The sequence below is a fragment of the Sideroxydans sp. CL21 genome (assembly GCF_902459525.1).
GTDB lineage: Bacteria > Pseudomonadota > Gammaproteobacteria > Burkholderiales > Gallionellaceae > Sideroxyarcus.
The window spans coordinates 1,807,812-1,831,851 of sequence record NZ_LR699166.1; the positions used below are offsets into that span (position 1 = coordinate 1,807,812).

Here is a 24,040-nt window from a genome sequence, read left to right on the forward strand (position 1 = left end):
GAATACCGTGCCACGACTTGGACTTACAGCAGCAAATTTCCTTTTCCTTTATTGGAGTACCCCTATTTTTTTGTCTTTTGCTCGGGCTTTATCAACTCGCTGGCCTTGCCGGCAGCACCTTCCATCATCGGTTCCGGCGCACGGCGCAGATCTAGCGTCAGCGGATAATCGGGATTGCGCCCTTCGCGCCGGACATGCATCTCGCCCGGCGTATGGCCGTGATTCCAGAAGCGCGCCACGCGCCGTGCCTCGGCTTCATTGGCATTGACCGGGAAGGTATCGTAGTTGCGCCCGCCGGGATGGGCAACGTGATAGGTACAGCCGCCGATGGAGCGGCCGTTCCAACTGTCCACCAGATCGAACACCAGCGGTGCCTGCACGCCGATGGTCGGATGCAGGCCGGAAGGCGGGCACCATGCCCGGTAACGCACACCGGCCACATATTCGCCGCGCGTGCCGGTCGCCGTCAGCGGCAGGGGACGGCCATTGCAGGTGACGATATGCCGGTTGTCGTTCATGTGGCTCACCTTGATCTGCATGCGCTCGACCGAGGAATCGACATAGCGTGCCGTGCCGCCGGCCCCGACTTCCTCGCCCAGCACATGCCACGGTTCGATCGCCTGGCGCAGTTCGATCTCGATACCGTGATAGACCACCGTGCCGAAGCGCGGGAAGCGGAACTCGAGGAAAGGTGCAAACCATTCGAACTCGAAGTCATAGCCTGCACGTTGCAGATCCAGCACGACATCGCGCATGTCCTGCGCCACGAAGTGCGGCAACATGTAACGGTCATGCAACCCGGTTCCCCAGCGCGTGAGATTGCCGCGGTAAGGCGTCTGCCAGAAACGAGCGAGCAGTGCGCGCAGCAGCAACATTTGCAGCAGCGACATTTGCGCGTGCGGCGGCATCTCGAAGCCGCGGAACTCCAGCAGGCCCAGGCGCCCCGTAGCACTGTCGGGCGAATACAGCTTGTCGATGCAGAACTCGGCACGATGCGTGTTGCCGGAATGATCGACCAGCAGGTTGCGCAGCAATCGATCCACCAGCCACGGCCGCAGATTCTCCTCGCCCGATTTCAAATGCTCCGTCATTTGCTGGAACGCAATCTCCAACTCGTACAGACTTTCGTGGCGCGCTTCATCCACTCGCGGGGCCTGGCTGGTGGGGCCGATGAACATGCCGGAGAACAGATAGGACAAGGCGGGATGGTGCTGCCAATACGTGATCAGGCTCATCAGCACATCCGGCCGCCGCAGGCAGGGCGAGTCTGCCGGAGTCGCTGCACCTATGGTGACGTGGTTGCCACCGCCTGTGCCGGAATGGCGTCCATCGAGCATGAACTTTTCCGTGCCGAGTCTTGTCAGGCGCGCTTCCTCGTAGAGCGTCTGCGTGTTCTGCACCAACTGCACCCATGTACCGGACGGGTGGATATTGACCTCGATCACACCGGGGTCTGGCGTGATGCGGAATTCTTTCAGCCTGGGATCTGACGGTGGTGTGTAACCTTCCAGCCGCAATGGCAACTTCAATGCCGAAGCGCAGGCTTCTATTGCCGCGATGAGCGACACGAAGTCTTCCAACAAGGGTACCGGCGGCAAGAAGACGCACAGGACACCAGAGCGTACTTCTGCACACAGGGCAGTGTGGATGATTTCTCGTGGATCGTAACCCCCTTTGCGTGAATCGGCCGCAGCCTGCGGCTTTTTCTGAGGCAGACCGGCATCGGGAGCTTCGTCGGTAGCATCGAACGGATCGCGGCCGAACTCTTCCTCTTTGTCTGCGGGAGCAACCCAGGGCAACGAGGCGAGCGGCAGGCGCAAGCCCAGCGGCGAATCACCCGCGATCAGATACAAGTGTTCACGCCGCAACGGCCAGGCGCTGGAGCGGAAGCCCATCGCAAGCGCTGCTTTGGAAGCGCTCTTCTGTACCTTGGGTGGCAATGCCTTGAGAGGAAGAACATAACCCACCGCCTCGCCCAAACCACGTTCGATCAGTTTTGCCAGCCGACGACGCTCATCGCTCTTTTTCAGGTCGGAATGGAGCGGGTCCAAGTTCTCGGGCCATTTCTGTTCCTGATCGATAATTTGAGCCACATCTTCATATGCCGGTATCACCAAGCGTTCATTCAGCCCAAGTTCTTGCGTGAGACGCTGCATGAAGTGCAGCGCATCTTCTGTTTTGTGAGAACCATCTCCGTCTTTTGTAACCAGTAATGTGCGGTCGTTCCACAGCGGTTTGCCGTCCGTGCGCCAGTAGCATCCCAGCGCCCAGCGCGGCAGCGGTTCACCCGGATACCATTTTCCCTGACCGAAATGGAGCAGGGCGCCCGGCGCAAAGTGTCCTTGCAAGCGGTTGATCAATTCACCCGCGAGCTCGCGTTTCTTGTCCGAGAGGGCGGTGAAATTCCACTCCGGGCCGTCCATATCGTCGATGGACACAAAGGTAGGTTCGCCGCCCATGGTGAGGCGCACGTCGTTCTTTATCAGCTCGGCATCTACCTGATGCCCGAGGTCGAGTATCGCCTGCCATTGCGCTTTGGTATAGGGTTGTGTCACGCGCGGATCTTCATGGATACGCGTCACCTGCATCGAAAAATCAAAATGCGTCTCGCACACTTCGGTGACGCCGATCACGGGTGCAGCCGAAGCCGGCATCGCCGTGCATGCCAGCGGAATATGGCCTTCGCCTGCCAGCAAACCGGAGGTCGGATCCAGTCCGATCCAACCGGCACCCGGAATATAGACTTCAGTCCACGCATGAAGATCGGTGAAGTCGTGATCGGTGCCGGAAGGACCGTCGAGCGCCTTCACATCGGCCTTCAGCTGGATCAGATAACCCGAGGCAAAACGCGCAGCAAGGCCCAGGTGACGCAGGGCCTGAACCAGCAGCCAAGCCGAGTCCCGGCATGAGCCGCGCTTCAGCTCCAGGGTTTGCTCGGGTGTCTGCACGCCCGCCTCAAGGCGCACGATATAGCCCACATCATCCTTGATGCGCTGGTTGATGCCGACCAGCATGTCGATAGTACGCAGCGGCTTGCCGAGCAACTCCTTCTTAGTGCGGTCAAGCCAATCGGCCAACAACGGGGAAGCTGGCTCGGCTTCAAGATACGGACCGAGTTCGCGTTTCAATCCATCCGGATACTCAAATGGAAAATTTTCAGCGAACTCGTCAATGAAAAAATCGAAAGGATTGATGACCGTCATGTCCGCTACAAGATCGACCGTGATCTTCAGCGATTCCGCTTTCTCCGGAAACACCAGTCGGGCGACCCAGTTGCCGAAAGGATCCTGCTGCCAGTTCAGGAAGTGACCGGCAGGTTCGATATTGAGCGAATAGCTGAGTATGGGCGTGCGGCTGTGCGCGGCAGGACGCAGCCTGACCTCGTGCGGCCAGAGATTGACTGCACGGTCAAAGCTGTAGCTTGTCTGGTGGTTTAACGCAACGCGGATGGTCATCGAAACTCTTTCAGGATGGGATTATCGGTATCCCTCCTGTATAAGCACGAAGCAAGCCACGCCAATTTTTGATGAATATTCATCACACATGGCTGGTAGGGGTGAAACTCATGCTCCTATTCAGGGCGCCGTGTCATTTGCTGGTGCATTCATCTGTGCACGGGGTAGGGATAGGTCTATACCTTTTGGCATATATCCCGTAACGGTTTTTACTGATAATCTCCGGCGCGAATAATTTGTGGAACGGTTCAAGCCGTTTTTGACTGCAGCTTTTCATAATCACCTTAACCTACTGAAATCGGAAACCAAATAATGGCGAGACGCATCAGGACATATGCAATAGCATTGATTTGTTGTTTGGCAGTTTCACCCGCATTTGCTAACAACGAAACCACGAATTCATCCATTATTCTCAGCGGCGGGTACTCTAAAGCAAAAAATGCATGCGATTCACCTTGGGTTACTGTTGCTATGGGTTCGGGCAGTACTTGTAGTGAAACTCATACCGCTTTACGTCTGGCCTACAACTATCGATTTACTCCAATATGGGGGTTTGAAGCCAGCTATGGTGACTTGGGAAATGCGACAGGAGAAGGGATATCTACCGTCTCTGGGCTCGCTGGGACACTCGCCACATGGTCAACCAAGGCAATCGGGTGGGCATTTTCCGGAACAGCGACTGTTCCGATCACCGGCGGATTTTCTTTCTTCGGAAAAGTAGGAACCGTTCGCGCTGAATTCAGTGAAAGCTACCATGCAAATTCGAATACTACTGGCGCAGTCATGCAAGGTATCTCAGTTAACGGCGTGCCCATAAGCAGACAAATCAAAAATTCTGTGACGTATGGAGCCGGGGTTCAATATGAATTGAGTAAGAGTTTTGCCATTCGAGCTCAATATGAAAATTTTGGTTCTTACGACATATATAGCGCTTATGGAATTTCCAATCCCCCTCGTATAGCGCTTTCGCTGGCTTCAGTTGGGATTGTTCTCAAATTCTGACCCAGGAAAATTATCAAAAATGACGGACACTTGAATCAAGTGCCCGCAATGTTTTTTCCGATTCAAAGCCCGGCCACTTTCTGGTTACAGTTTCGCTTCTTCAGCATGGGTGCTACTGATTTATGCCCGTTGGCTCATATAAATCGTTGAGTAGTGGCGATCTGACTTATTGTACGGTAAATTTTGAATACACAGATTACGCACGGACAAAATAAAATGGCTTACATCTCTGCAAGCCATTGTTTTGTTTGGCGTCCCCTACGAGATTCGAACTCGTGTTATCGCCGTGAAAGGGCGGTGTCCTAGGCCTCTAGACGAAGGGGACTTCGTTGTTACTTTTCTTTTTGGTGGAGGTAAGCGGGATCGAACCGCTGACCTCTTGCATGCCATGCAAGCGCTCTCCCAGCTGAGCTATACCCCCGGGGTGCCCCGAAAAGAGCGCGCATTATAGTGATGGCACCCCACCTTGTAAAGCAAGTCAGCCGGTTTTTTTCGAGAGGTTCTTTTCTATGCGTGCCAGAACCATCTCGCGCGTAAACAATGTCACCAAAGCATCCACAGAAGGTGTCTGGGTTTGTCCGGTGAGCATCACGCGCAGTGGCATGGCAAGCTTGGGCATCTTCAAGCCGTGTTTGACTATGATTTCCTTGATGGCGGCGCTGATTGCAGTGTTTTCCCATGCCACTGTGGCGAAAAGTTGCGACAAGTCGCGCAGTGCAGGAATGGCTTCAGCGGAAAGTTGTGCATCAAGCAGGGCTGCATCCGGGTGCAGATCGATGTAGAACACTTCCGCTGCGTCGGCCAGTTCGTTAAGCGTGGCAACACGTTCCTTATATACGCCGACAATGGCACTCAGATCCGGGCTGGCTGACACTTTGATGCCGCGTTTTTCGAGGCGAGGGCGAACCAGTTCCACCAATTGGGCGTTATCGGTTTGTTTGAGGTAATGGTTGTTCAACCAGTTCAGTTTTTCGGTATTGAACTGCGCGGCAGAAGGCGTGATGTGGTCGAGATCGAACCACTCGCAGAATTGTGCGACCGAGAAAACCTCATTGTCGCCGTGCGACCAGCCCAGGCGCGCAAGGTAATTGATGACGGCTTCCGGCAAATAGCCGTCTTCGTCGTATTGCATCACGCTCACCGCACCGTGGCGCTTGGAAAGCTTGGTGCCGTCGTCACCGAGGATCATGGACAGGTGGGCGTATTTCGGTATGGTGGCACCCAGCGCTTTAAGAATATTGATCTGACGCGGGGTGTTGTTGACGTGGTCGTCGCCGCGGATCACTTGCGTGATACCCATATCCCAATCGTCCACCACCACGCAGAAGTTATAGGTTGGCGTACCGTCGGAACGGGCGATGATGAGATCGTCCAGTTCGGTGTTGCTGAATTCGATATGACCTTTGACCATATCTTTCCATGCAACGACACCGGCCATCGGGTTCTTGAAACGCACCACGGGCTTCATGTCTGCGGGGATAGACGGCAGAGACTTGCCGGGTTCGGGACGCCATGTGCCGTCGTAACGCGGCTTCTCGCCGCGAGCACGCTGCGCCTCGCGCATGGCATCCAGTTCTGCCGGGGTCGTATAGCAGTAATAGGCCTGTCCCGCCGCCAGCATCTGCTGGATGACTTCCTTATAACGCGGCATGCGTTGCATCTGATAGAACGGGCCTTCGTCGTAGTTCAATTTAAGCCAGGCCATTCCGTCCAGAATAGCCTGCACAGCTTCGGGAGTAGAACGCTCCACATCGGTATCTTCGATACGCAGAATGAAAGTGCCGCCATGTTTGCGTGCATAGGCCCAGGAAAACAGAGCAGTTCGCGCACCACCAATGTGTAGGTATCCGGTGGGGCTGGGTGCGAAACGGGTGCGGACGGTCATGGGGCATTCCTGTGGCATTAAACGAAGGCGCGCATTTTACGATAGATGGGTAAAGCGGATAAAGAAATTGACCGTATATATAGGGCTATGATTAAATGCGCGCCCTCTATTGGGCGGTTAGCTCAGCGGTAGAGCACTGCCTTCACACGGCAGGGGTCACTGGTTCGAACCCAGTACCGCCCACCACGCAAAGCACTAATAAACAATCGCTTAAGCCACTCCGTCGAGTGGCTTTTGTTTTCGTGTGAACAATATGTGAAAACTTCAGTTTTCATTTCGACCTATCGTGACATGCCTCCGTGCCCCTGGGTTTTGTCTGAAGAGGTCCTGCGCCACTTCCATCACACAAGTTGAATTGGTTCCGAGCTAGAGCTTGGAATTTCTTCTGCGACAACTTGCTTCTGCAAGTGACTCACTGAGTGACTCGCTGAGTGACGTCACTCTCTCAACCTATTTTCGTCACTCTCTAGCAGTCTCGGTGCAAATTTTTTCTTGACCTGGCGGATAACAAATTTGGGTGGTGATTTCCTCGTGCCAAGCAACGATTGCAATAGCGGGCATGGCTTCAAAGGGTTTGCACTACTTTATCGAAACGGTAACTCATTTGTTGGATTGGAATTGATAAAGTTACTCAGAGTGACGAGAGAGTGACGCTATACGAGGCAAAATAATTTCGGCGTAACGTCCAGGGATTAGACATGCCTAACGTCTGAATTCTCTAGCGGCTTTTCACGCAGGCAAGTGGAATGATGGGGTGGGCACCACGTTCAAATGCGGTTGCCCTTTGAAAGATTGCAGCGCTCGCATAGCAATTGAAGGTTGCGAATCGTATTGCTGCCGCCACGAGAAAATGGAACGATGTGGTCGAAACAAAGTTTCTCTTTTGTACCGCACTCAACGCAGCGCCCACCGTCGCGCTGCCAGACTTCACGCTGAACGGCGCGAGGTATGGCCTCACGGCGGGCGGGCTTCTCCTTCACCGTGGGCATGCGGGAGACATCAACAGGCACTGGAGCTTGTGGCTCGGTGGGCTGTGACTTGACTTCGGGTAGCGGCATGGTATCGCGGAATGCCTTAATGAAGGAGATTGTGTCCTCCAGCTCGGTTTCCGTCTTTACCGCCAATTTGAGCGCGGGAAAACCGCGCCCTAAGCCGGGAGAAGGATAGGTATTGCTGTGACGCCCGGCCTCGCCGGGATATTCGAGAGCGATTTCAGGCACGGGCTGACCGTCCGGAGGATATGGCACCCAGATGAAGGCACCTTGTTCTCGGTTGGGTTGGTCAATCTGGAGCACAACTCCAAGGTCGGGCCTTACGTTCCAGGCGATGACCTTTAGCGTTTCACGAGACGGTGAGCCGAATTCATTGGTAAGGACACTAGCGGCGCGAGACATCAGCGGATTGCCAAATTCCATTTGCGTTTTACTCCAGCGGGTGATTTTAGGGAGGGTATGCACTCTAACAGTTGTTACCCGGATGCGCGCGTCCGCATGATACTCGCCGTCTATCTACTCAAGAGCGTCTTGGATGTCCCTGATGCCAGCGACAAGTTCAGTCTCTGATTCCTAGGTCCAGTCGCCGCCACCGACATCTGAACCACTATCAGCCACGTTAGAACTGTCATTCCAAGTCGAGTTGTCGGCCAATCCAAAATCTGAGCCCCCCATGTCATTATTGGATGAGTTGCCCCATGTGTCAGCAACCGGAGAAGCATTGCTTGAATCGTTGCGACCACCGTCCATAAAGTGATGAGCCAATGCTTCACCAGCGACCATGCCGACCCCAACAGCAGCGCCCGTAGCGAGACCGCCCATAATTCCGCCACCAATTCCACTGCCAGAGGAACCAATCGGCCCCATCCCACCACCATAGGGCTGCATGGGCATGGGAGAAGGCGCACCATTAGGCATTCCTGGTTGATAGTTGCTTGGAAAAGTGGAAGAGTTACGAGAATTCATTGCACGCATTATCAGCACAATGACTGCGATGGAACCAAGTCCAAGGAGCAGCATTCCCCATGGGAAGCTATTTCCTGACGGGGCTTGATAATTGCCGGTGGAAGATTGGTTGACACTATGGCTTGCGAAAATCTGATTCCTCAAATTTTGAACAGCGACCGGCTTTGCAAATGACAAATCAGGTTGCAACTTTTGAGCAATATTCAGTTCGTTTTCGGCGTTCGCCAATTGGCCCTGCTTGGCAAATAATTCTGCCTCAACAAAATGTGCTTTTGCACTGTTTGGATGATCCTTAAGAACTTTCTCCATCATACTTTGCGCATCACCCAATCTGCCAGAATTGGCAGCTTGATAGACTTGATCAATGGTTGGAGAATTATCTGCAAGTGCGGGGCCAGTCGAGATCCACATAGCAAAGAAAATGGCGGAACAGTAACTTACGATTTTTAGCATTCAAATCTCCATTGAATTCAGACTCTAATATGTCCAACCTACTCATATACATGAACACAGTTAAACAAGTATTACTTGTGCAACTTGTATTTGGAGTTTCCTGACCAGGAAAAATCTCACCGGCGAATAGACAGCATCATGGCGGGTAAGTTCGATAGTTGTACTTAAGATTGTCAACAGAATGATCGTTCTCTAATATGCTCAAAACATTCATTCTGTTCGTTGATCATCAAGCTGCAATTCCCAATACAGATCCCGGCCATAGGCATAGCTACAATCCACCTGCCATTATTCAGCCATAAAGTCGCAGATGGATTCCCATCCCCTGCAGACGACTTTATCCAAGGCTGACTTAGCTTGGACGAACACCTAATTCAGCACAAAGACTTGACCTTCTTCGTTCGTGCCAAAGGCAACAGCATGGTCGGGGCAGGGATAGCTTTCAATAAGTGTTAAAGCCTGTCTCTTCCAAATTCACGGCTCAACGCGTATTTGGTATGGATGGGACATGGCTGGCGCAGCTTAAACGATGAGTGACACTGGTTCAGGTTCAGGAATAGTCGATATCCTGTTCGCTGCCTGCATATTGGTCTTGCAACTCGGTAAGCACGGTTTTGATTCTGGTTTTGGAAAATATCTTCTTGACGATAGTGCCCCTGAGTTCTTCCATCCTTTCAAGCAGGATGGGCTGAAACTCAGGCGGTATTTTTTTCAGGAAATCATTCCAGTTCATCTCGAAATCCGGCCGCATTTCTCGGGTGCGCTCGATCAGGTTCTCGATCCCCCTTTGTGCCGTTCGCGCGACAATCCTTCCATCACCCGATATTGCAAAAATAACGGCTATTGAAATCACGGCATTGGCATCAAGCTCGGGATATTTTACGGGGCCATCGGAATTATTCTTGCGCAACCATTTTGCACAAGCGATGATCTTCTGGTTGCGCTTCCGATCGAGTAGTTCATTTTGAAAGACCGCGTCCCCTGTCCATGTCGAGACAGGATCGGCACTGCAAATTTCCAGGAAGATCGCTTTGAGATTGCGCTGTTGAATGAAAGCGTCGTTATCAAAATCGGAAATGTAGGCCACATAGGGCAGGGAGGACAATTCCTTAATATGCCGGAATCCCATCTGGAACACATATTCAGCGCCGTGTTGCAGCAGAAACGAAAGCCGGGCTTCATTGCTATCGGCAATGCCGGCTTGGCTGATGCCCAGCGAGATGCATCCGACCGTCAGGTGGAACGCGTCGAGCATGCCATCCGCGGTCCTGTCATTCGTGAATTTTTTCGCGACCAGCACGGTGATTCCGCAGAGTTCGTGGAAAAGCGTGTCGGCGGCATCCCGATTGTCCGTGCGCAGTGCAAGCGCCTCCAGTGCCTGTACTAATTGGGGTGGGCGGGCGGTGAAACTGGTGATATTCATTTAGGAGAAAATATCCTCACCCAGGCTCGGCCGTCCACCAGCCTTTGGCGTGCTGGCCGCCTTGCTGGGCACTTGCCTGCGCAGGCGCAGCAACAGTTCCCTGGTCGTCCGGCCCATGGCATATTCATGTTCGCGATCGTCGTCTTCCGCCTCGTCGTTGTCGTCGCCGTCCTCTTCGTCAGACCCCGCGTGCAATTCGTTCTCGCCGGGGATCCAGTCGGGAAATATCTCGAACAGCACCCGGTCCCAGGCTTCTTCATTGGTCCTGGCAATCTCCAACGCGAGCGGGATCACGTCGTGGTCCGAAGTCGTCTGGCCGCTTCTATGGGCGCCGAGATTATGGATGTCATTCGCGATCTCGATGATCTCATCGGCCGCCGTCGAGAAAAGCACGGCAAACGCAGTTGTCCCCCAGTCGGTCGCGAGCGCTTCATTGAGCAACTCGGCACGGCGCTCTTCATCATCGCTGGCATAAATCACGCCATGTATGTGCGCGAACAGCGATTCGGCCAACACTTCCGGCTCGTCCTCGATCCAGTCTTCGTCCCAAGTGGCCGCGAAATAAGCCAGACTTTCGGCCCAGGCTTTGGGCGGAATAAGCAATGTGGCCAGCGACATCTTGCCGCCATCGAAGGCAGACAAATGCAGCGACGCCACATGCGGCTCCAGGGTGCTCAGCACTTCGACAACAGCGAGATCGCCGAACTTTTCGGCTGTTTCACTGATGGCCTCTTCCGCATGTTTGGTCGAACCGGCCAGAACCAGCTCGGTGACTTGTTGCCGGATTGCGGGAAGATTGGTTTTGTCAGACATTTTCGTCTCCGCGTGTATCGAACAGATGTTCTATATCTTCCCCGTGCGAGATCTGATCTTCGTCATCCTCGACATTGTTTTCCTTGTCTTCCTCTTGCTGCAGTGCATCGAGAGAATGATCCTCGTCTGTCCAGCGCTTGGGGTTCTTGTACAGGAAAGCCGTAATGATGGCCTTGCGCGCCAATTCCGGATTGGCCGTAAACACAGTGGCCAAGGCATTGCCCGATGCGGCATCGCTGCACGACACCATTTTCAAGACTTTTGCGGCATCACCAGCATCATATTGGCCACCTTCTGCCAATAGCCCCTGAGCGTTATCAAAAACCAGGTGATTGACCAATGCGAAGCTCAACAGATTCACATCGTCGATTTCCGTGCCCTTGGCAAATTCCCCGATCAAGGAATCGATGACACGGTCATAGTTCTTTCTGTCAGGCGGCTCGCCCAGCGTGTCTTCGATCTGGACACCGAGTTCACGCGATTGGTAGATAAATTCAGGATGAATGCTTTTCATAATATTTTGTCTTCAAGTAGATGAACGGTCATTGCGCGGAAGTTCGATTCCGCAACGGCTGAATAGCGAACCCCACAAACTTTGCGCCTCATTCTCGGGGTCGATGATGATGCGATTATTCAGGCTGTAGTTATATTCAGCCCTCTTTTGAGGGTCGGAAAGAAGCTCATACGCCTTCTTGATGGCGTTGAACCGGACCTCGGCGCTGGAGTGGGGATTCCGATCCGGGTGATGGCGCATGGCAAGTGCGCGGTAGGCCTTCTTGATGTCTTCGGTCGAAGCGGTCGGCGAGACGCCGAGAATATTGTATGGATTTTCCAATGAAGCCTCCTGCAAGGCGCGCGATTTTACCAATTTACCATCCCTTACGTGCAGTTATCCCTCATCCTTCCAAGGAATTGCCACGGAAGTGGCCGGTCTGATTGAATAGGCGAAACATGACTGGCGAATGTTTGGTGGGAAAGCGCTTTATTGCCGGTCTTGGGATCGGCCAGTCGAAACCTCTTACTTACTGAATAAGTCCCATATACAAGAACACGGCATAGCCACCGATAAGGCCGTAGCCAACAGGGCGGGGGATGCGTCCCAGGATGGCGATGGACAGGAAGTTGACTACACCCGCGCCGAGAATGATATAGGTTCCCATCTGAAAAAACGCGGGAACCTGGATGGGATTGAATACCGCAAACAGGCCGATGCACATCGGAATGCAGATATGCCCATCCCCGACCTGCGACGTCAGCACGATATCCTGTCTGCCGGTCCAGGTGTAATACAGCGCGAGGAACGCATTGGGCACGACCATCAGCAGGCCGCTGAACCAGCCCAGTTTGGCAAAACTGAAATACGGGTTGTGTGTCGTGGAGACCCAGGTCACGAGATGATCGACCGCGTAATAGACGCCATAGGCGCTGATCCCAAGCAGTGCCAGGTCGATCACAATCGTCCAGTGAAACCCCTTGTTCTTCCTGATATTGTCCTTGAGTACTTCGAATACGTGCAGTATCTGCCAGAACAGAAACAACCCCACCAGCACCAAGCCGTCGTAAAAGTCCAGCGTGCCATCCTTCGCCAGAGCCCAGAGTGTGCCGGTGAACAGAAACAAGGCGATCAGTGTGAACAGCAGATTAAGCTTGTTGATGCGATGGAATTCCGATTGCTTCGCTGCTTTCTGCTTTGAGCCGCCGCCTTTTTTCACGACGGCTGCCGATCCGAAGATCGCAGCCAGCCCGAGGATCAGCGTCAGGTTGGTGGCGTTGTTGACCAGGCAGTTCTCGATGACCAGACCGCCATTGGCGGCAGAGCTGCTCATGACATAAGCGAAGATCAGATTCGCGAACCCGGAGCAATAAGGCATGATCAGCGTGCCGAGCACGGTGCCTTCAAAGCCTTTGCTTTCCATGGCATGCAGTCGCCAGATCATCACAAAACTCGCCATCACAAACAAGGCGAGCAGCATCAATGGGTTGGCAAAATAGCCCTGGATATTATGGATTGCGTTATTCACGAGTGACTTGAGGGATGGCTAGCCCGGATTTTACCTTGCCAGAGAAAATCTTTGACCTCCTCCGAATGAAAATCGCCCGTACCTCACCTGGAATGGGTGCGCTCCGAGTTCGCTTTGGGTACACTGAGCCCCTCTTTTATCAGGGCAGGTTTCAATGAAAAACACTCACCCTTTGCAGGGAAATGAAGCAGCTGAACGCATCGTTCGATTCTTCCAGGCCAACGGGTTCGCCGGCATAACCGAGGCGCTCATCATCCGGATCAGCCTGAAAGCGGGGCACAGGGCGGAAATTGAATCGGCGTTCGAAGATGCGCATGAACAGGAAATCACGCCGCCCGTGCGACAGTATTTCGAAATCAAGCCCTTCGGGCATTTTTCGGACTTCCGCAGCTTCGACGAGGCGAAATCAGCCATTCAAACCGACTTTACCGAAGCCCTGCGCATGGAACTTCCCCGGGTATTCTTCGACAAGGCTCCCGTCGTGATCGATGATGCGCTGGGGAGTGGCACCAAATACGATGCCCTGATAAAGATCACGGACAATGTCGATGGTTACGCCATCGCCATCCTCCTGAATGATCCGGATGCGTCCTTCCTCGAATATCTCGGCACACATCGCGCCAACGATTGGCAACAAATCATGGGCAAACTGGAAATCACGGCATCATCCCTGGCTTCCGAAATGAATCTGCTCTGAGTAATTATTGTGACGGGGGAGTTCGGCGGCAAACCAATCCGACGTTGCCCGTGCAATCCTTGAACAGAAGAGGTTGATCGTGAAAACATTATTGATAACCGGCGCCAGCCGCGGAATCGGATTGGAGTTCTGCAATCAATATGCAGCCGATGGCTGGCGTGTTCTGGCCTGTTGCCGCGATCCCGGCAAAGCGGATGCGCTGAACAAATTAGCGGCCCGATATCCCGAACAGATCAAGCTCCACGCGCTCGACGTGACCAACCATGCGCAGATCGAGCAACTTGCACGGACGCTGTCCGATGAAACGATAGACCTGCTCATCAACGATGCAGGCGTTTATCCGACCGCGGACAAGCACGGCTTTGGCCATACCGACTATGCGGAATGGATGACCGCTTTCAACATCAACAGCATGGCCCCGCTCAAAATGGTCGAATCGTTCGTCAAGCAGATTGCGCGCAGCGAACTGAAACTTATCGTCACGATCACCAGTCAGATGGGCAGCGTAGCCGACAATAGCAGCGGCGGGAGTTACCTGTATCGCAGCAGCAAAGCGGCAGCCAATATGGTGGTGAAAAGTCTGGCCGTTGACCTGAAGGAGCAGGGGATCATTTCGGTGGCTTTCAATCCCGGCTGGGTCAAGACCGACATGGGCGGCCCCAACGCCATGATCCCGGTCGAGCAAAGCGTGACGGACATGCGAAAAGTGATAACCGGCCTCACCCTGGCGGACGCAGGCAAATTCATCGGCAATGACGGGGTTGTGATTCCCTGGTGATATCTGCGGCGGAAGATCAATCACGAAAGGGAAGGTCTATAACTTTCGGCATATGGTCTGGAAGGGGCTTTGCTGATAATCTCCGGCGCGGTAGAGGTAAAGCAATACGAGTTGAGAGAGTAGGCGGAAGCGTATTTTGAGCCTGTTCCTCTTTTTCTGGGAGATCTAATGGAATTCGAAGAAGATCGCACTGGTACATGGCACGCCTATGGCAAAAGGATGTCAGAAAATTCGCGATCCCAAGCTAACCTCAATTCATTCCGCGAACTGAAAAAGCTTGCTTTCCGCAATCCATTTCCGGTAACCGAAAATTCCCAAAATACGGACTACCTGACAAAACGTTTTCCCAAAGTGGCGGCGAGCATCAACACCGATAACTGGGCGCTGCACCTTGAAATAGGCGCCATGGCGCTTGCTACGAGAGAGGCAATGTCGAAGCAGGATTGGTCTACGTTGTCCGCGCATTTTGCTTTCATCGACAGCGTGTTGGAAGCCGCCGACACTCAACTGCACGAGGCGATCGGTGTGTCTTATCTGGTCAATCTTTTTTATGGCGAGACCACATTCGATTATGCCAAGGCACGTACCCTGATGCCCAGGCGTCTGGCGACCGCACTTGAAATCATGGAGCGCCACTACGAAGAACTGAGAAAATAAAGTTTCGCCCTGCGATTTACTTTAAAAAATATCACCTTGCGAAAATTTAGCCCCTTGAAGACGCCCGTCTTTACCGAGCTTCAAGCCGGTTTGTATACCTCACCAGTCAAATAAAATCGGGGCCGGGCGGCTGTGACCGAAGCAAAAGGTCTATATCTTTTGGCATATATGCTAGGAGGGACTTTACTGCTAGGCTTCGACGCGTTGGAATGTAGGGCTTGAAAAAGCATTTCGCCCCTCTTTCATTACGCTTTAATTCAGGTGAGGAATTCAATAATTGATTAGCCAACAAACTGACCTGGAATTTGTCCGCCGTATCCAGAATGCGATCGACATGTTGCCCAGCCCGATATTCATCAAGGACGGAGGCGGTCGCTACATTGCCTGCAATCGCGCATTTGAAAGCTATATTGGCGTCCCTCGTGCGAAGCTCTGCGGCTCCACTGTATATGACATCGCCCCGGCGGAACTCGCCGCCATCTACGAGAAGGCCGATCTCGAATTGATGGACAAGGGCGGGACGCAAAGCTACGAGGCCAACGTACGCTATGCCGACGGCACCTACCACGATGTCGTATTCTTCAAGTCGGTTTTTTACAATGCAGAAGGAAAGACCGACGGCATTTCCGGGGTGATACTTGATATTACCGAGCGCAAGCGCATGGAAAGTGAGCTCGCGCAGGCGGCCAGGTTAGACTTCCTGACCGGCGCTTTGAATCTGCGAACTTTCTACGATCTCGCCAATCAGCAATTCACCTCGTTCAAACGCACCGGCGAAGAATTTTCCCTGCTGATGATCGACCTTGATTACTTCAAGGAAATCAACGACACCCTCGGCCATGAGGCGGGAGACGATGCGCTGCGAAAATTTGTCCAGACAGCCAAGGCCAATCTTCGCGAGCAGGATATCTTTGCCAGGACAGGAGGAGATGAATTCCGGCTGCTATTGCCCGGCACGCCTGAGTCCGGGGCAATGTTGCTGGCCGAAAGAATTCGCGAGGAAGTGAATCAGGTAAGGATCGGCACGCCGAATGGCAGTATCGCCCTATCCATGAGCACCGGCTTGTGCAGCAGCCTTCCGGATGACCATAGCATCGACTGCATAGTCCGTCGGGCCGATGTTGCGCTGTATCGGGCCAAAGCGGCTGGACGCAACACTGTCAAGGCTCATGGCCATATTGATTGCAAATATCATCCTGACGTTAAAACTGACTCTGTTAACGTTTGACTTCAAGTCAAAATGCAAATCACTGCCGACAACTAATTTGCATTGATTAAAGAAAAATCAAAAAATCTCTGTAGCAAACAATCCGTTTATAGAATTGTCCCCTTGAAGACGCCCGTCTTTACTGGCCTGTAGGCCAACGTGAATATCGAAATAAATTCCCGAACAGGAGTGGCGCGACGGTGACTGAAGCTGAATCATTAAACCCGGGTCTTGCTTAAATGCAAATCTTCGGCGCAGCAGATGGGGGGCGTTTAGCCTGACCTCTTTGGTTCTATAGCCCGTTTATGGCGACCGCATGATCCTCAAGATTAATTTTATCTTATTGATTATTAATTTGTATTAATAGAATTTTGCCGCCGACGCAAGATGTTTGCAATCGATACTATGGCGGTATTCCCAGTTCAAACCTGCGTCTGGAAAGGCTATTCCCGGCGCCAAATCAGACAAATCAGAAATTTCCTAGGCCATGATCAGATTCGACTGAAATACATACCGCATGTTTGCGAGCAATATGCACACATCGCATCACCAACACGATTCACGACGCGAATAGAAATAGCACGGTAACTGATTGATAGACGCGAATGCAATCATTAAATCATTAACTGAAAGGAAATTTGAAATGGATACGAATTTGGACACCAGCGCATTGAGATTGGTACATGAAGAAAAACTCAAGGATCTTCTGAAACAACAAGGGAACCTCAAAGAACTTGAGGCGGAATTGAACAGAATCAATGCGAAGATCAACAAGAAGGAAGAATTGACAAACGATGACACGAAGTTCATCGGGAATCTGGGCTGGTTGGCGGCGCTGTCTGTCAGCATCGCGACTATTGCCGCCAGCTTGTAATCGTACGCAATTCATCTCATCGAAAACTTTAGGAGAACATCATGAACGACAAGATCATCAACGGCGAAGACAAGGCAGATATCCAGTTCCAATCGGTTTTGGGTTGGCTTGCTGCAGCCGCGGTGTCCATCGCTGCTTTGGCCAGCTTTGCCTAACTCAACAGTGCTGGAATGCACGACAGGAGTCGCCAAATATTGAATCAGGATCCCATTAGAATTGGAGATAACAAATGAAACTCATATACAAAGAAGCAGCCAAGTACGTTCGTTGGATCGTGGCCGCTATTGCGACATTGATAGTGGCATTCCCGGCACTTTTGGCAAGTGTTGACTAAGCTGCAACAATAAAGAAACGAATGTCCAGAGGCTCTGCCGTATTGGCTGGGCCGAAATAATTTGAAACCAGAAACGCTAACACGCGACGAGGAAATTTATGTCTAAGAATATGGTTGTACTAACCAGTTTTCTGCTGGCGGCTATTGCCGCCCCCGCTTTTGCACATGATGCTGAATATGCTAAAGAATGCTCTAAAGAAGGTGCGAAGATTTCCAATAAACATCAAAGAGATATTTTCTTGAAGTCATGCTTGAAGAGAATCGACATGACAGCTTTTCAATTTAGTGAAAAAGCGGAGCAATGCGATCAGAATGCAAAAAACATGAAGTTGGATGGAATGAAGAAAGATGAGTATTTGAAGCACTGCTATTTGGAAGATGACACTCATCCCAATCCAGACCAAACACCGCATCCGAAAATGTAATTTGTTATTTGTCTCGTTAGTTATTGATTCTGCACTATGAAGTAATACCGTTCGTGTTGGGCCTGTGGAAACCCATTCATCTCTCCACAAGCTCAAGGCGAACGGGCTTCAAACTTCAATCGAACAAGATTGTTGCTAACAATCGATTCAAGATATCCCCAGCGACCTCTCCACAATCTCAAACACATCGCGCGACAGTCCCTTATGGTTGCGTAGCATTTCCAGTGCGGCGCGGGCGTGTGTCTGGCGAGCGGAATCGAACCTGCGCCAGCGGTCGAAACAGCGTGCCAGACGCGCCGCGACTTGGGGGTTGATGCCGTCGAGCTTGCGTGTTTGTTCGGCCAGGAAGCGGTAACCGCTGCCGTCGGCGGCGTGGAAGCGCACATGGTTGCTGCCAAAGGCGCGCAGCAGGGCGTAGACCTTGTTCGGGTTGCGCAGATCGAAGGCGGGATGTGCGACCAGCCGTTCGACTTCCACCAGCGTGCCGGGGCGGCGGCTGGTGGACTGCACCTGCAGCCATTTGTCGATCACCAGCGCCTCGTCTTTCCAGCGCGCATAGAACGCAGCCATCGCCTGCACGCGTTCTTCGCCTTCGCTCTGTGCCAGCACACTCAACGCGGCGAACTGGTCGGTCATGTTGTCAGCCGTATCGAACTGCTTCTTCGCCAGTGCGCGCGTCTCTGCGCTGTCCGTTTCGCACAAATAGCCGAGACATACATTGCGCAAGGCGCGGCGGGCGGCATCCTGCGAATCGGGCCGATAGATGCCAGTTGGCGCAAGCGACTCATAGCAGGCCCTGAATTCTGCACCGAGTTGTTCTGCGAGGTGGCGGCGCAGGCCGTTGCGGGCGGCGTGCAGGGCGTCGGGATCGACTACGTCCAATTGCTCCGCCAAGGTTGCCTCGCCGGGTAGTGTCAACGCTTCAGCGGCGAAGGCTGGGTCGGTGGCGGATTCGGCCAGTACTCGCGCCGCCGCTTTGGCGAAGTCTGCCGACCAGCTTGGCGTGCGGCCCGCGCTGATGGCGGCGGTGGCTCCAATGATCAGCTGGCTGGCGAGTCGTTGGCCGGCTTCGCAGCGATTGAATGGATCGCGGTCATGCGCCAGCAAGTGGGCGAGTTCTGCTGCCGAATAATCGAACCCGAGTACGACCGGTGCCGAGAAATCGCGCAGCAGCGAGGGCGCGGGTGCAACGGAAACTTTTTCAAAGACGAATTCCTGCGATGCGGTTTGCAGCGACAGCACGCGCTCGGTGGGCATGTTGCTGTCGACGGCCATATGCAAGGGCAGGTCTTCTCCGTTTGGGCCCACCAGCCCCACGGTGACGGGGATGTGGAACGGCTGTTTCTCTGGCTGGCCGGGCGTGGCGGCGCAGGACTGGCTCAGGCGCAACACGTAGCGTTGCTTTGCCGCATCGTAACTGCCGGTGGCGCGCACGTGCGGCAAACCTGCCTGGTCGTACCAGCGCATGAACTGCTTCAGGTCGACGCCGGACGCATCGGCCATGGCGGCGACAAAGTCGTCGCAAGTCACGGCCTGGCCATCGTGACGCTTGAAGTAAAGATCCATGCCGCGACGGAAGGCGGGCTTGCCAATCAGGGTCTGGATCATGCGCACCACCTCGGCACCTTTTTGATAGACCGTGGCGGTATAGAAGTTGTTGATCTCGATATACGACGCAGGCCGCACCGGATGCACCATGGGGCCGTTATCTTCGGGGAATTGCGAGGCTCGCAGGCCGCGCACTTCGCGGATGCGCGCCACCGAGCGGTTATGCACATCGGCGCCGAATTGCTGGTCGCGGAAGACGGTCAGTCCTTCCTTGAGCGAGAGCTGGAACCAGTCGCGGCAGGTCACGCGGTTGCCGGTCCAGTTGTGGAAATACTCATGCGCCACCACGCGGTCGATGTTTTCGTAATCGACATCGGTGGCAACGTCCGGCCGGGCCAGCACGTACTTGGTGTTGAAGATGTTCAGCCCCTTGTTCTCCATCGCCCCCATGTTGAAGTCGCCCACCGCCACGATCATGTAAATGTCGAGATCGCATTCCAGACCGAAGGTCTGCTCGTCCCATTGCATGGCCTTCTTGAGTGCGGACATGGCGTGTTCGCATTGGTCGAGCTTGCCGTGCTCGACGTAGATCGCCAGCTTCACGTCGCGGCCCGACAGGGTGCGATAGCTGTCGCTCAGCACATCGAGCTTGGCGGCCACCACCGCGAACAGGTAGCAAGGCTTGGGGAAGGGGTCTTGCCACCTGGCCCAGTGACGGCCGCCAGCTTCGTCGCCGCTGGCCACCGGATTGCCGTTGGCCAGCAACTGCGGCAACGCCGCCTTGTCGGCATGCAGCGTAACGGTGTAGCGCGACATGACATCCGGCCTGTCCTGGAACCAGGTAATGCGGCGAAAGCCCTGCGCTTCGCACTGGGTGAAATAGCCGTTGGCCGAGCGGTAGAGACCGGACAGGCGCGTGTTGCCATCGGGGTGGATGCGCGTCCGCGTTTCCAGGCGGAAGGCATCGGGAAGGGCAGCCAGCGTCAACCGGTCCGGGCTCAAACGATAACGATCGGCGGCCAGCTCCACGCCGTCGAGGCTGATGCCAAGCAATTCCAGTTCCTCGCCGTCCAGCACCAACGGCGCATCTGGCGTGTGTGCCGCCGGATTGCGGCGCACCGCCAACTGCGCAGTCACAATGGCTTCGCCGCTGCGGAAATCGATGTCGACATCGACGGTGTCGATCAGGAAGGGGGGCGGGGTGTAGTCGGCCAGGAGTGTGGTATGGGGAGTATGTTGGGTCATGATGGGTTTACTTTACGGGAATGGGCGTAGTGTGACAGCAAAGCGCGGTGCAAGCCATCCTGGGCGAGCTGCAGCAGGGAATATTGCACTCCGTCACGCGGCATCAATTCAGGGATTGTCATGAGACCATTAAAAGACTATATTCGGTTCGAGTAATTCAAGGGATGAAATCATGCGCTCAACCAACATCAAACCCATCAGCTATCTCAAGGCCAATGCAGCCGAGGTGCTAAAAGAACTGACCGAAAAACGCGAGCCCTATCTGATCACCCAAAATGGCGAAGCCAGGGCCGTCATGCAAGACATTGCTTCCTACGAAAACACCCAGGAAACGCTGGCATTGCTCAAGATACTGGCACTGGGCAAACAGGAGATCGAAGCAGGCAAAGTCACCCCGGTGGCCGAAGTGGTGCGTCGTCTTAAGGCCAAAAATAATCCTTCCGTTCGTGGTGCACCCGCAAGGGGTAGGCCGTGACTGTAAGGGGCATGTGCCCCAACAGCACACGCACAGCCTGTCGAACCATGAATGGAAGTCGTTCAATATGAATTTCAAGGTTCTGCTCACCCAAGGTGCAGAGCGTGATCTGGAGAGCATCTACGACTACATCGCCGAGCACGACAGCCAGAAAAACGCAGACTTCGTGCTGGATAAGCTCCTGGAAGTTGTCGAAACACTGTCCACTTTTCCCGAGCGCGGCACCCACCCAAAAGAACTGCTCGCGCTGGGTATCCGCGAATACCGCCAGGTACATTTCAAACCCTACCGCCTCATCTACCGGGTGACCGGCAAACAGGTAATCATCTACATCATTGCCGACGGACGGCGCGACATGCAGGCACTGTTGTCGCGCAGGATGCTGGGCGTATAGCCAGCCTGGAGTCGAGAGGTCTATATAATATTCTTGCTGGTGGTAAAGAGTTGCCGTGGCTGATAGATTGCGCGGGATTAAACGGCGTCTGGAAGGGGGCGATGGGGCAGGTGGAAAAATATTGCGAACCCGACCCCATTAATTCACTCACCACCCGTCGAAACGCCCCCATCTCATACCTACACCTGTGATGGCCTAACTTACTGCTCGCAAATGCACTCCTGCGAAGAAGCAACATTTTTCCTGCGCAACTGTCCAGGCGTGAAGATGGATGTAAACCACGATGGTGTGCCGTGCGAAACGCAATGGTGCAAATAGCGCTCTAAAATTAATTTCATTTGTTAAGAAAACGTCAAACTTTATTCTGCAGGTCATTGCAACAAACAACCCATTTCGAGAATCATATCCCCTGAAGACGCCTGTCTTTACTGGGCTGCAGACGAATTCAAATATCAAGATAAATTGTTGGGGCGGAATAGTTCAGCTGTGACTGAAGCAAGTGATCTATATCTTTTGGCATATATGCTTGAGGGTTCTTTGCTGCTAATCTTCGGCGCAGTAAATGGAAAGCAATGCGGGGGGTAGGCGTGGGTGGGGAAAACAATTCGACCCAGCCCCCTTTAATTTCTGACGACCCACATAATTTACGATCAATGAGGAGAACTCCGTGAAACGCTCAGAACGTGCTATGCAAGTTTGGCAAATTCTTATAGCAGCAGCTCACAATCGACAGTCACTTACTTACACACATGTCGCCAATCACCTTGAGTTTGAAGGGGCAGGTGTGTTATCTCAAATCCTCGACAGAATCATGAGGTACTGCGATACCAATGAGTTGCCCCCCCTGACTTGTATAGTCGTTAACCAGGAAACAGGCATCCCGGGTTCCGGACTTTCTACGGTTCAAGATTTACCGCGCGATAGAGAGGCCGTATACAACAAAAACTGGTTCGCATTGTATCCAGTTCAAATAGGTGACTTTGAGTCGTAAGTCTCAACGGGACTAAAGAATACACTCGGGGATACCGGTGTCGAATTACTTTAGACATTGGATGAGTTGAAAAGGAAGTCGACTTCGGTAACTTTAGTCAAATAAATTCATTCATTCATGCATTCATAAGGAGAGTACCTTGCTTACCAATCGATACATGACGAGTGTCAAGAATCTCCCAACGATCTTCAACAAGATCGTCGAAGGTACTGCGCCTGACAAGTTCACAGTGGCCCATCTTAAAAGTATCGGTTTCAAGAGCAGTAACGATCAAGGCGTTATACCACTCTTAAAAGACCTAGGATTTCTATCTGCAGATGGTGCTCCAACTCAGAGATATCACGCATACCGCGATCGATCAAACTCAAAAATTGTCCTTGGTGAGGCATTGCATGAGGCATATGGAGATCTTTTTCATGTAAACGAAAAACCCACTGAGTCGGATAGAACGGCAATAGAAGGTAAGTTCAAATCAGTGCACAACACAACAGATCGTGTTTCAAAAGAGCAAGCAAAGACTTTTTATGCGCTTTTGGACATTTCTGACATTGACTCTAAACACACTGTAAAGGTTACTCAAAAGAAGGCAGAAGAAAAAGCCGAACCTAAGGATAGGACTACGACAGAAAGGTACGACGAAAAAATTCCTCCGTATGCATTCGGAGGCCTCAGATACAACATCGAAATACATCTGCCGGCCACGAAAGATCCAGAAGTCTATAACGCCATTTTCAAGTCGCTAAAGGAGCATCTCCTTGAAAATTAGCAAACCACAAGTAAGAGATTGGCTTTTCCGAGGACTAATGTTTGAAGCTGATGCCGAGCGATTTCGAGCTGCCGGCATCCGCGTTGGTGCCGATTTATTTGAGGCAGAGCGCAATTTGCTTGAAGAGACGCTAAGTCCATTTAGCATTGATATGCGTAACGAGGCGCTGGAGATGGGGCGCCTTTATACTTTGCTCTATTGTTTTGAAAACTCTGTTAGGAATCTCGTAAGAGAACGACTCCAAGAAACCTATGGTAGTAATTGGTGGGAAGACAAAGTACCCAAGAAGATAAAAGAGTTCGCGCTTGGAAGACAAAAGGACGCAATAGAAAACTCTTGGCTGGAAGGGCAAAAGCGCGACCTACTTGGTTTTATTCAGTTCGGACATTTAGCCGATATTATTATTGCTAATTGGGATGACTTCTCGGATCTTGTCCCAACTCAACATTGGATCAAACAGCGTATGGATGAACTTGAGCAGGCTAGAAATTACGTGGCTCACAATAGGCTGCTATTACCCGCAGAGTTTCAACGAATAGAGATGTATGTTAACGATTGGAACAGAATGGTTGGCCTGTAGTTGTGCAAACAGGGTCAGCGTCGAAATAGTTTTCGACGAGAATATTCTTCCTGTCGCTC

General features: G+C 52.9%; 23 protein-coding genes and 3 tRNA genes. 14 read left to right on the plus strand and 12 right to left on the minus strand.

Annotated elements, in window-relative coordinates:
* Window positions 1–62: 62 nt before the first annotated feature.
* Window positions 63–3,455, minus strand: coding sequence for a transglutaminase family protein (locus QOY30_RS08410; protein WP_283744179.1), 3,393 nt, complete (start codon window positions 3,453–3,455; stop codon window positions 63–65).
* A 312-nt stretch (window positions 3,456–3,767) separates the two neighbouring features.
* Between QOY30_RS08410 and QOY30_RS08415 the strand changes: the two genes are divergently transcribed.
* The gene (locus QOY30_RS08415) at window positions 3,768–4,457 is read left to right on the plus strand and encodes an outer membrane beta-barrel protein (protein ID WP_283744180.1); all 690 of its coding nucleotides are present in this window, start codon (window positions 3,768–3,770) and stop codon (window positions 4,455–4,457) included.
* A gap of 249 nt (window positions 4,458–4,706) precedes the next feature.
* Here the strand turns inward: QOY30_RS08415 and QOY30_RS08420 are convergent.
* The 3 genes from QOY30_RS08420 to gltX all read right to left on the minus strand — a co-directional run bounded on the left by QOY30_RS08420 (window position 4,707) and on the right by gltX (window position 6,342).
* Window positions 4,707–4,782 (minus strand) — tRNA-Glu (locus QOY30_RS08420).
* Window positions 4,783–4,802: 20 nt separating this feature from the next.
* Window positions 4,803–4,878: transfer RNA gene (locus QOY30_RS08425), tRNA-Ala, on the minus strand.
* Window positions 4,879–4,935: 57 nt separating this feature from the next.
* Window positions 4,936–6,342, minus strand: coding sequence for a glutamate--tRNA ligase (gene gltX, locus QOY30_RS08430; protein WP_283744181.1), 1,407 nt, complete (start codon window positions 6,340–6,342; stop codon window positions 4,936–4,938).
* A gap of 111 nt (window positions 6,343–6,453) precedes the next feature.
* Here gltX and QOY30_RS08435 point away from each other — a divergent pair.
* Window positions 6,454–6,528: transfer RNA gene (locus tag QOY30_RS08435), tRNA-Val, on the plus strand.
* A 581-nt stretch (window positions 6,529–7,109) separates the two neighbouring features.
* Here QOY30_RS08435 and QOY30_RS08440 read toward each other — a convergent pair.
* The 7 genes from QOY30_RS08440 to QOY30_RS08470 all read right to left on the minus strand — a co-directional run bounded on the left by QOY30_RS08440 (window position 7,110) and on the right by QOY30_RS08470 (window position 13,010).
* Complete coding sequence (locus QOY30_RS08440) at window positions 7,110–7,757, minus strand: HNH endonuclease (RefSeq protein ID WP_283744182.1); 648 nt, start codon at window positions 7,755–7,757, stop codon at window positions 7,110–7,112.
* Window positions 7,758–7,907: 150 nt separating this feature from the next.
* Window positions 7,908–8,753 (minus strand): tetratricopeptide repeat protein, encoded by an 846-nt coding sequence (locus QOY30_RS08445; RefSeq protein ID WP_283744183.1) that lies wholly within the window; start codon window positions 8,751–8,753, stop codon window positions 7,908–7,910.
* A 550-nt stretch (window positions 8,754–9,303) separates the two neighbouring features.
* A complete protein-coding gene (locus tag QOY30_RS08450) occupies window positions 9,304–10,176 on the minus strand; it encodes a hypothetical protein (protein ID WP_283744184.1) in 873 nt (290 codons plus the stop codon).
* Window positions 10,177–10,989 (minus strand): hypothetical protein, encoded by an 813-nt coding sequence (locus QOY30_RS08455; RefSeq protein ID WP_283744185.1) that lies wholly within the window; start codon window positions 10,987–10,989, stop codon window positions 10,177–10,179.
* Window positions 10,982–11,503: a hypothetical protein gene (locus tag QOY30_RS08460; RefSeq protein ID WP_283744186.1), complete on the minus strand. Its 522-nt coding sequence runs from the start codon at window positions 11,501–11,503 to the stop codon at window positions 10,982–10,984. Before QOY30_RS08460 ends, QOY30_RS08455 begins: the two co-directional genes overlap by 8 nt.
* Before the next feature lie 12 nt (window positions 11,504–11,515).
* A complete protein-coding gene (locus tag QOY30_RS08465; protein ID WP_283744187.1) occupies window positions 11,516–11,824 on the minus strand; it encodes a J domain-containing protein in 309 nt (102 codons plus the stop codon).
* A 187-nt stretch (window positions 11,825–12,011) separates the two neighbouring features.
* Window positions 12,012–13,010 (minus strand): calcium:cation antiporter family protein, encoded by a 999-nt coding sequence (locus QOY30_RS08470; RefSeq protein ID WP_283744188.1) that lies wholly within the window; start codon window positions 13,008–13,010, stop codon window positions 12,012–12,014.
* 154 nt (window positions 13,011–13,164) lie between these two features.
* Between QOY30_RS08470 and QOY30_RS08475 the strand changes: the two genes are divergently transcribed.
* The 6 genes from QOY30_RS08475 (at window position 13,165) to QOY30_RS08500 (ending at window position 17,982) form a co-directional block, all read left to right on the plus strand.
* The gene (locus QOY30_RS08475) at window positions 13,165–13,707 is read left to right on the plus strand and encodes a hypothetical protein (protein ID WP_283744189.1); all 543 of its coding nucleotides are present in this window, start codon (window positions 13,165–13,167) and stop codon (window positions 13,705–13,707) included.
* Between the two features lie 79 nt (window positions 13,708–13,786).
* Entirely contained in the window at window positions 13,787–14,485 is a 699-nt protein-coding gene (locus QOY30_RS08480; protein WP_283744190.1) for an SDR family oxidoreductase, read from the plus strand.
* A 168-nt stretch (window positions 14,486–14,653) separates the two neighbouring features.
* Window positions 14,654–15,142 carry a DUF7674 family protein gene (locus tag QOY30_RS08485; RefSeq protein WP_283744191.1) on the plus strand — a complete coding sequence of 163 codons (489 nt, stop codon included), beginning with the start codon at window positions 14,654–14,656 and terminating at the stop codon, window positions 15,140–15,142.
* 277 nt (window positions 15,143–15,419) lie between these two features.
* Complete coding sequence (locus QOY30_RS08490; protein ID WP_283744192.1) at window positions 15,420–16,370, plus strand: sensor domain-containing diguanylate cyclase; 951 nt, start codon at window positions 15,420–15,422, stop codon at window positions 16,368–16,370.
* A 622-nt stretch (window positions 16,371–16,992) separates the two neighbouring features.
* Window positions 16,993–17,223, plus strand: a complete 231-nt coding sequence (locus QOY30_RS08495; protein WP_283744193.1) for a hypothetical protein — start codon at window positions 16,993–16,995, stop codon at window positions 17,221–17,223.
* Window positions 17,224–17,655: 432 nt separating this feature from the next.
* Window positions 17,656–17,982: a hypothetical protein gene (locus QOY30_RS08500; RefSeq protein ID WP_283744194.1), complete on the plus strand. Its 327-nt coding sequence runs from the start codon at window positions 17,656–17,658 to the stop codon at window positions 17,980–17,982.
* 147 nt (window positions 17,983–18,129) lie between these two features.
* Here the strand turns inward: QOY30_RS08500 and pepN are convergent, their stop codons facing one another.
* Window positions 18,130–20,775, minus strand: coding sequence for an aminopeptidase N (gene pepN / locus QOY30_RS08505; protein WP_283744195.1), 2,646 nt, complete (start codon window positions 20,773–20,775; stop codon window positions 18,130–18,132).
* Window positions 20,776–20,947: 172 nt separating this feature from the next.
* Here pepN and QOY30_RS08510 point away from each other — a divergent pair, with 172 nt between their 5' ends.
* The 6 genes from QOY30_RS08510 to QOY30_RS08535 all read left to right on the plus strand — a co-directional run bounded on the left by QOY30_RS08510 (window position 20,948) and on the right by QOY30_RS08535 (window position 23,981).
* Window positions 20,948–21,250: a type II toxin-antitoxin system Phd/YefM family antitoxin gene (locus QOY30_RS08510; protein ID WP_283744196.1), complete on the plus strand. Its 303-nt coding sequence runs from the start codon at window positions 20,948–20,950 to the stop codon at window positions 21,248–21,250.
* A 67-nt stretch (window positions 21,251–21,317) separates the two neighbouring features.
* Window positions 21,318–21,644 carry a type II toxin-antitoxin system RelE/ParE family toxin gene (locus QOY30_RS08515; RefSeq protein WP_283744197.1) on the plus strand — a complete coding sequence of 109 codons (327 nt, stop codon included), beginning with the start codon at window positions 21,318–21,320 and terminating at the stop codon, window positions 21,642–21,644.
* A 141-nt stretch (window positions 21,645–21,785) separates the two neighbouring features.
* Window positions 21,786–21,962, plus strand: coding sequence for an excalibur calcium-binding domain-containing protein (locus tag QOY30_RS18035; protein ID WP_349496707.1), 177 nt, complete (start codon window positions 21,786–21,788; stop codon window positions 21,960–21,962).
* Window positions 21,963–22,311: 349 nt separating this feature from the next.
* Entirely contained in the window at window positions 22,312–22,635 is a 324-nt protein-coding gene (locus QOY30_RS08525) for a hypothetical protein (protein ID WP_283744199.1), read from the plus strand.
* 139 nt (window positions 22,636–22,774) lie between these two features.
* Window positions 22,775–23,401 (plus strand): DUF5343 domain-containing protein, encoded by a 627-nt coding sequence (locus QOY30_RS08530; protein WP_283744200.1) that lies wholly within the window; start codon window positions 22,775–22,777, stop codon window positions 23,399–23,401.
* A complete protein-coding gene (locus QOY30_RS08535) occupies window positions 23,391–23,981 on the plus strand; it encodes a Swt1 family HEPN domain-containing protein (RefSeq protein WP_283744201.1) in 591 nt (196 codons plus the stop codon). The genes QOY30_RS08530 and QOY30_RS08535 overlap by 11 nt, the downstream gene beginning before the upstream one ends.
* Window positions 23,982–24,040: the final 59 nt, after the last annotated feature.

Excerpts from the sequence above, each read along its gene's own strand:
- QOY30_RS08410 (WP_283744179.1), bottom strand. The coding sequence starts at position 3,455 with ATGACCATCCGCGTTGCGTTAAACCACCAGACAAGCTACAGCTTTGAC.
- QOY30_RS08415 (WP_283744180.1), top strand. The coding sequence starts at position 3,768 with ATGGCGAGACGCATCAGGACATATGCAATAGCATTGATTTGTTGTTTG.
- gltX (WP_283744181.1), bottom strand. The coding sequence starts at position 6,342 with ATGACCGTCCGCACCCGTTTCGCACCCAGCCCCACCGGATACCTACAC.
- QOY30_RS08440 (WP_283744182.1), bottom strand. The coding sequence starts at position 7,757 with ATGGAATTTGGCAATCCGCTGATGTCTCGCGCCGCTAGTGTCCTTACC.
- QOY30_RS08445 (WP_283744183.1), bottom strand. The coding sequence starts at position 8,753 with ATGCTAAAAATCGTAAGTTACTGTTCCGCCATTTTCTTTGCTATGTGG.
- QOY30_RS08450 (WP_283744184.1), bottom strand. The coding sequence starts at position 10,176 with ATGAATATCACCAGTTTCACCGCCCGCCCACCCCAATTAGTACAGGCA.
- QOY30_RS08455 (WP_283744185.1), bottom strand. The coding sequence starts at position 10,989 with ATGTCTGACAAAACCAATCTTCCCGCAATCCGGCAACAAGTCACCGAG.
- QOY30_RS08460 (WP_283744186.1), bottom strand. The coding sequence starts at position 11,503 with ATGAAAAGCATTCATCCTGAATTTATCTACCAATCGCGTGAACTCGGT.
- QOY30_RS08475 (WP_283744189.1), top strand. The coding sequence starts at position 13,165 with ATGAAAAACACTCACCCTTTGCAGGGAAATGAAGCAGCTGAACGCATC.
- QOY30_RS08485 (WP_283744191.1), top strand. The coding sequence starts at position 14,654 with ATGGAATTCGAAGAAGATCGCACTGGTACATGGCACGCCTATGGCAAA.
- QOY30_RS08495 (WP_283744193.1), top strand. The coding sequence starts at position 16,993 with ATGGATACGAATTTGGACACCAGCGCATTGAGATTGGTACATGAAGAA.
- QOY30_RS08500 (WP_283744194.1), top strand. The coding sequence starts at position 17,656 with ATGTCTAAGAATATGGTTGTACTAACCAGTTTTCTGCTGGCGGCTATT.
- pepN (WP_283744195.1), bottom strand. The coding sequence starts at position 20,775 with ATGACCCAACATACTCCCCATACCACACTCCTGGCCGACTACACCCCG.
- QOY30_RS08510 (WP_283744196.1), top strand. The coding sequence starts at position 20,948 with ATGCGCTCAACCAACATCAAACCCATCAGCTATCTCAAGGCCAATGCA.
- QOY30_RS08515 (WP_283744197.1), top strand. The coding sequence starts at position 21,318 with ATGAATTTCAAGGTTCTGCTCACCCAAGGTGCAGAGCGTGATCTGGAG.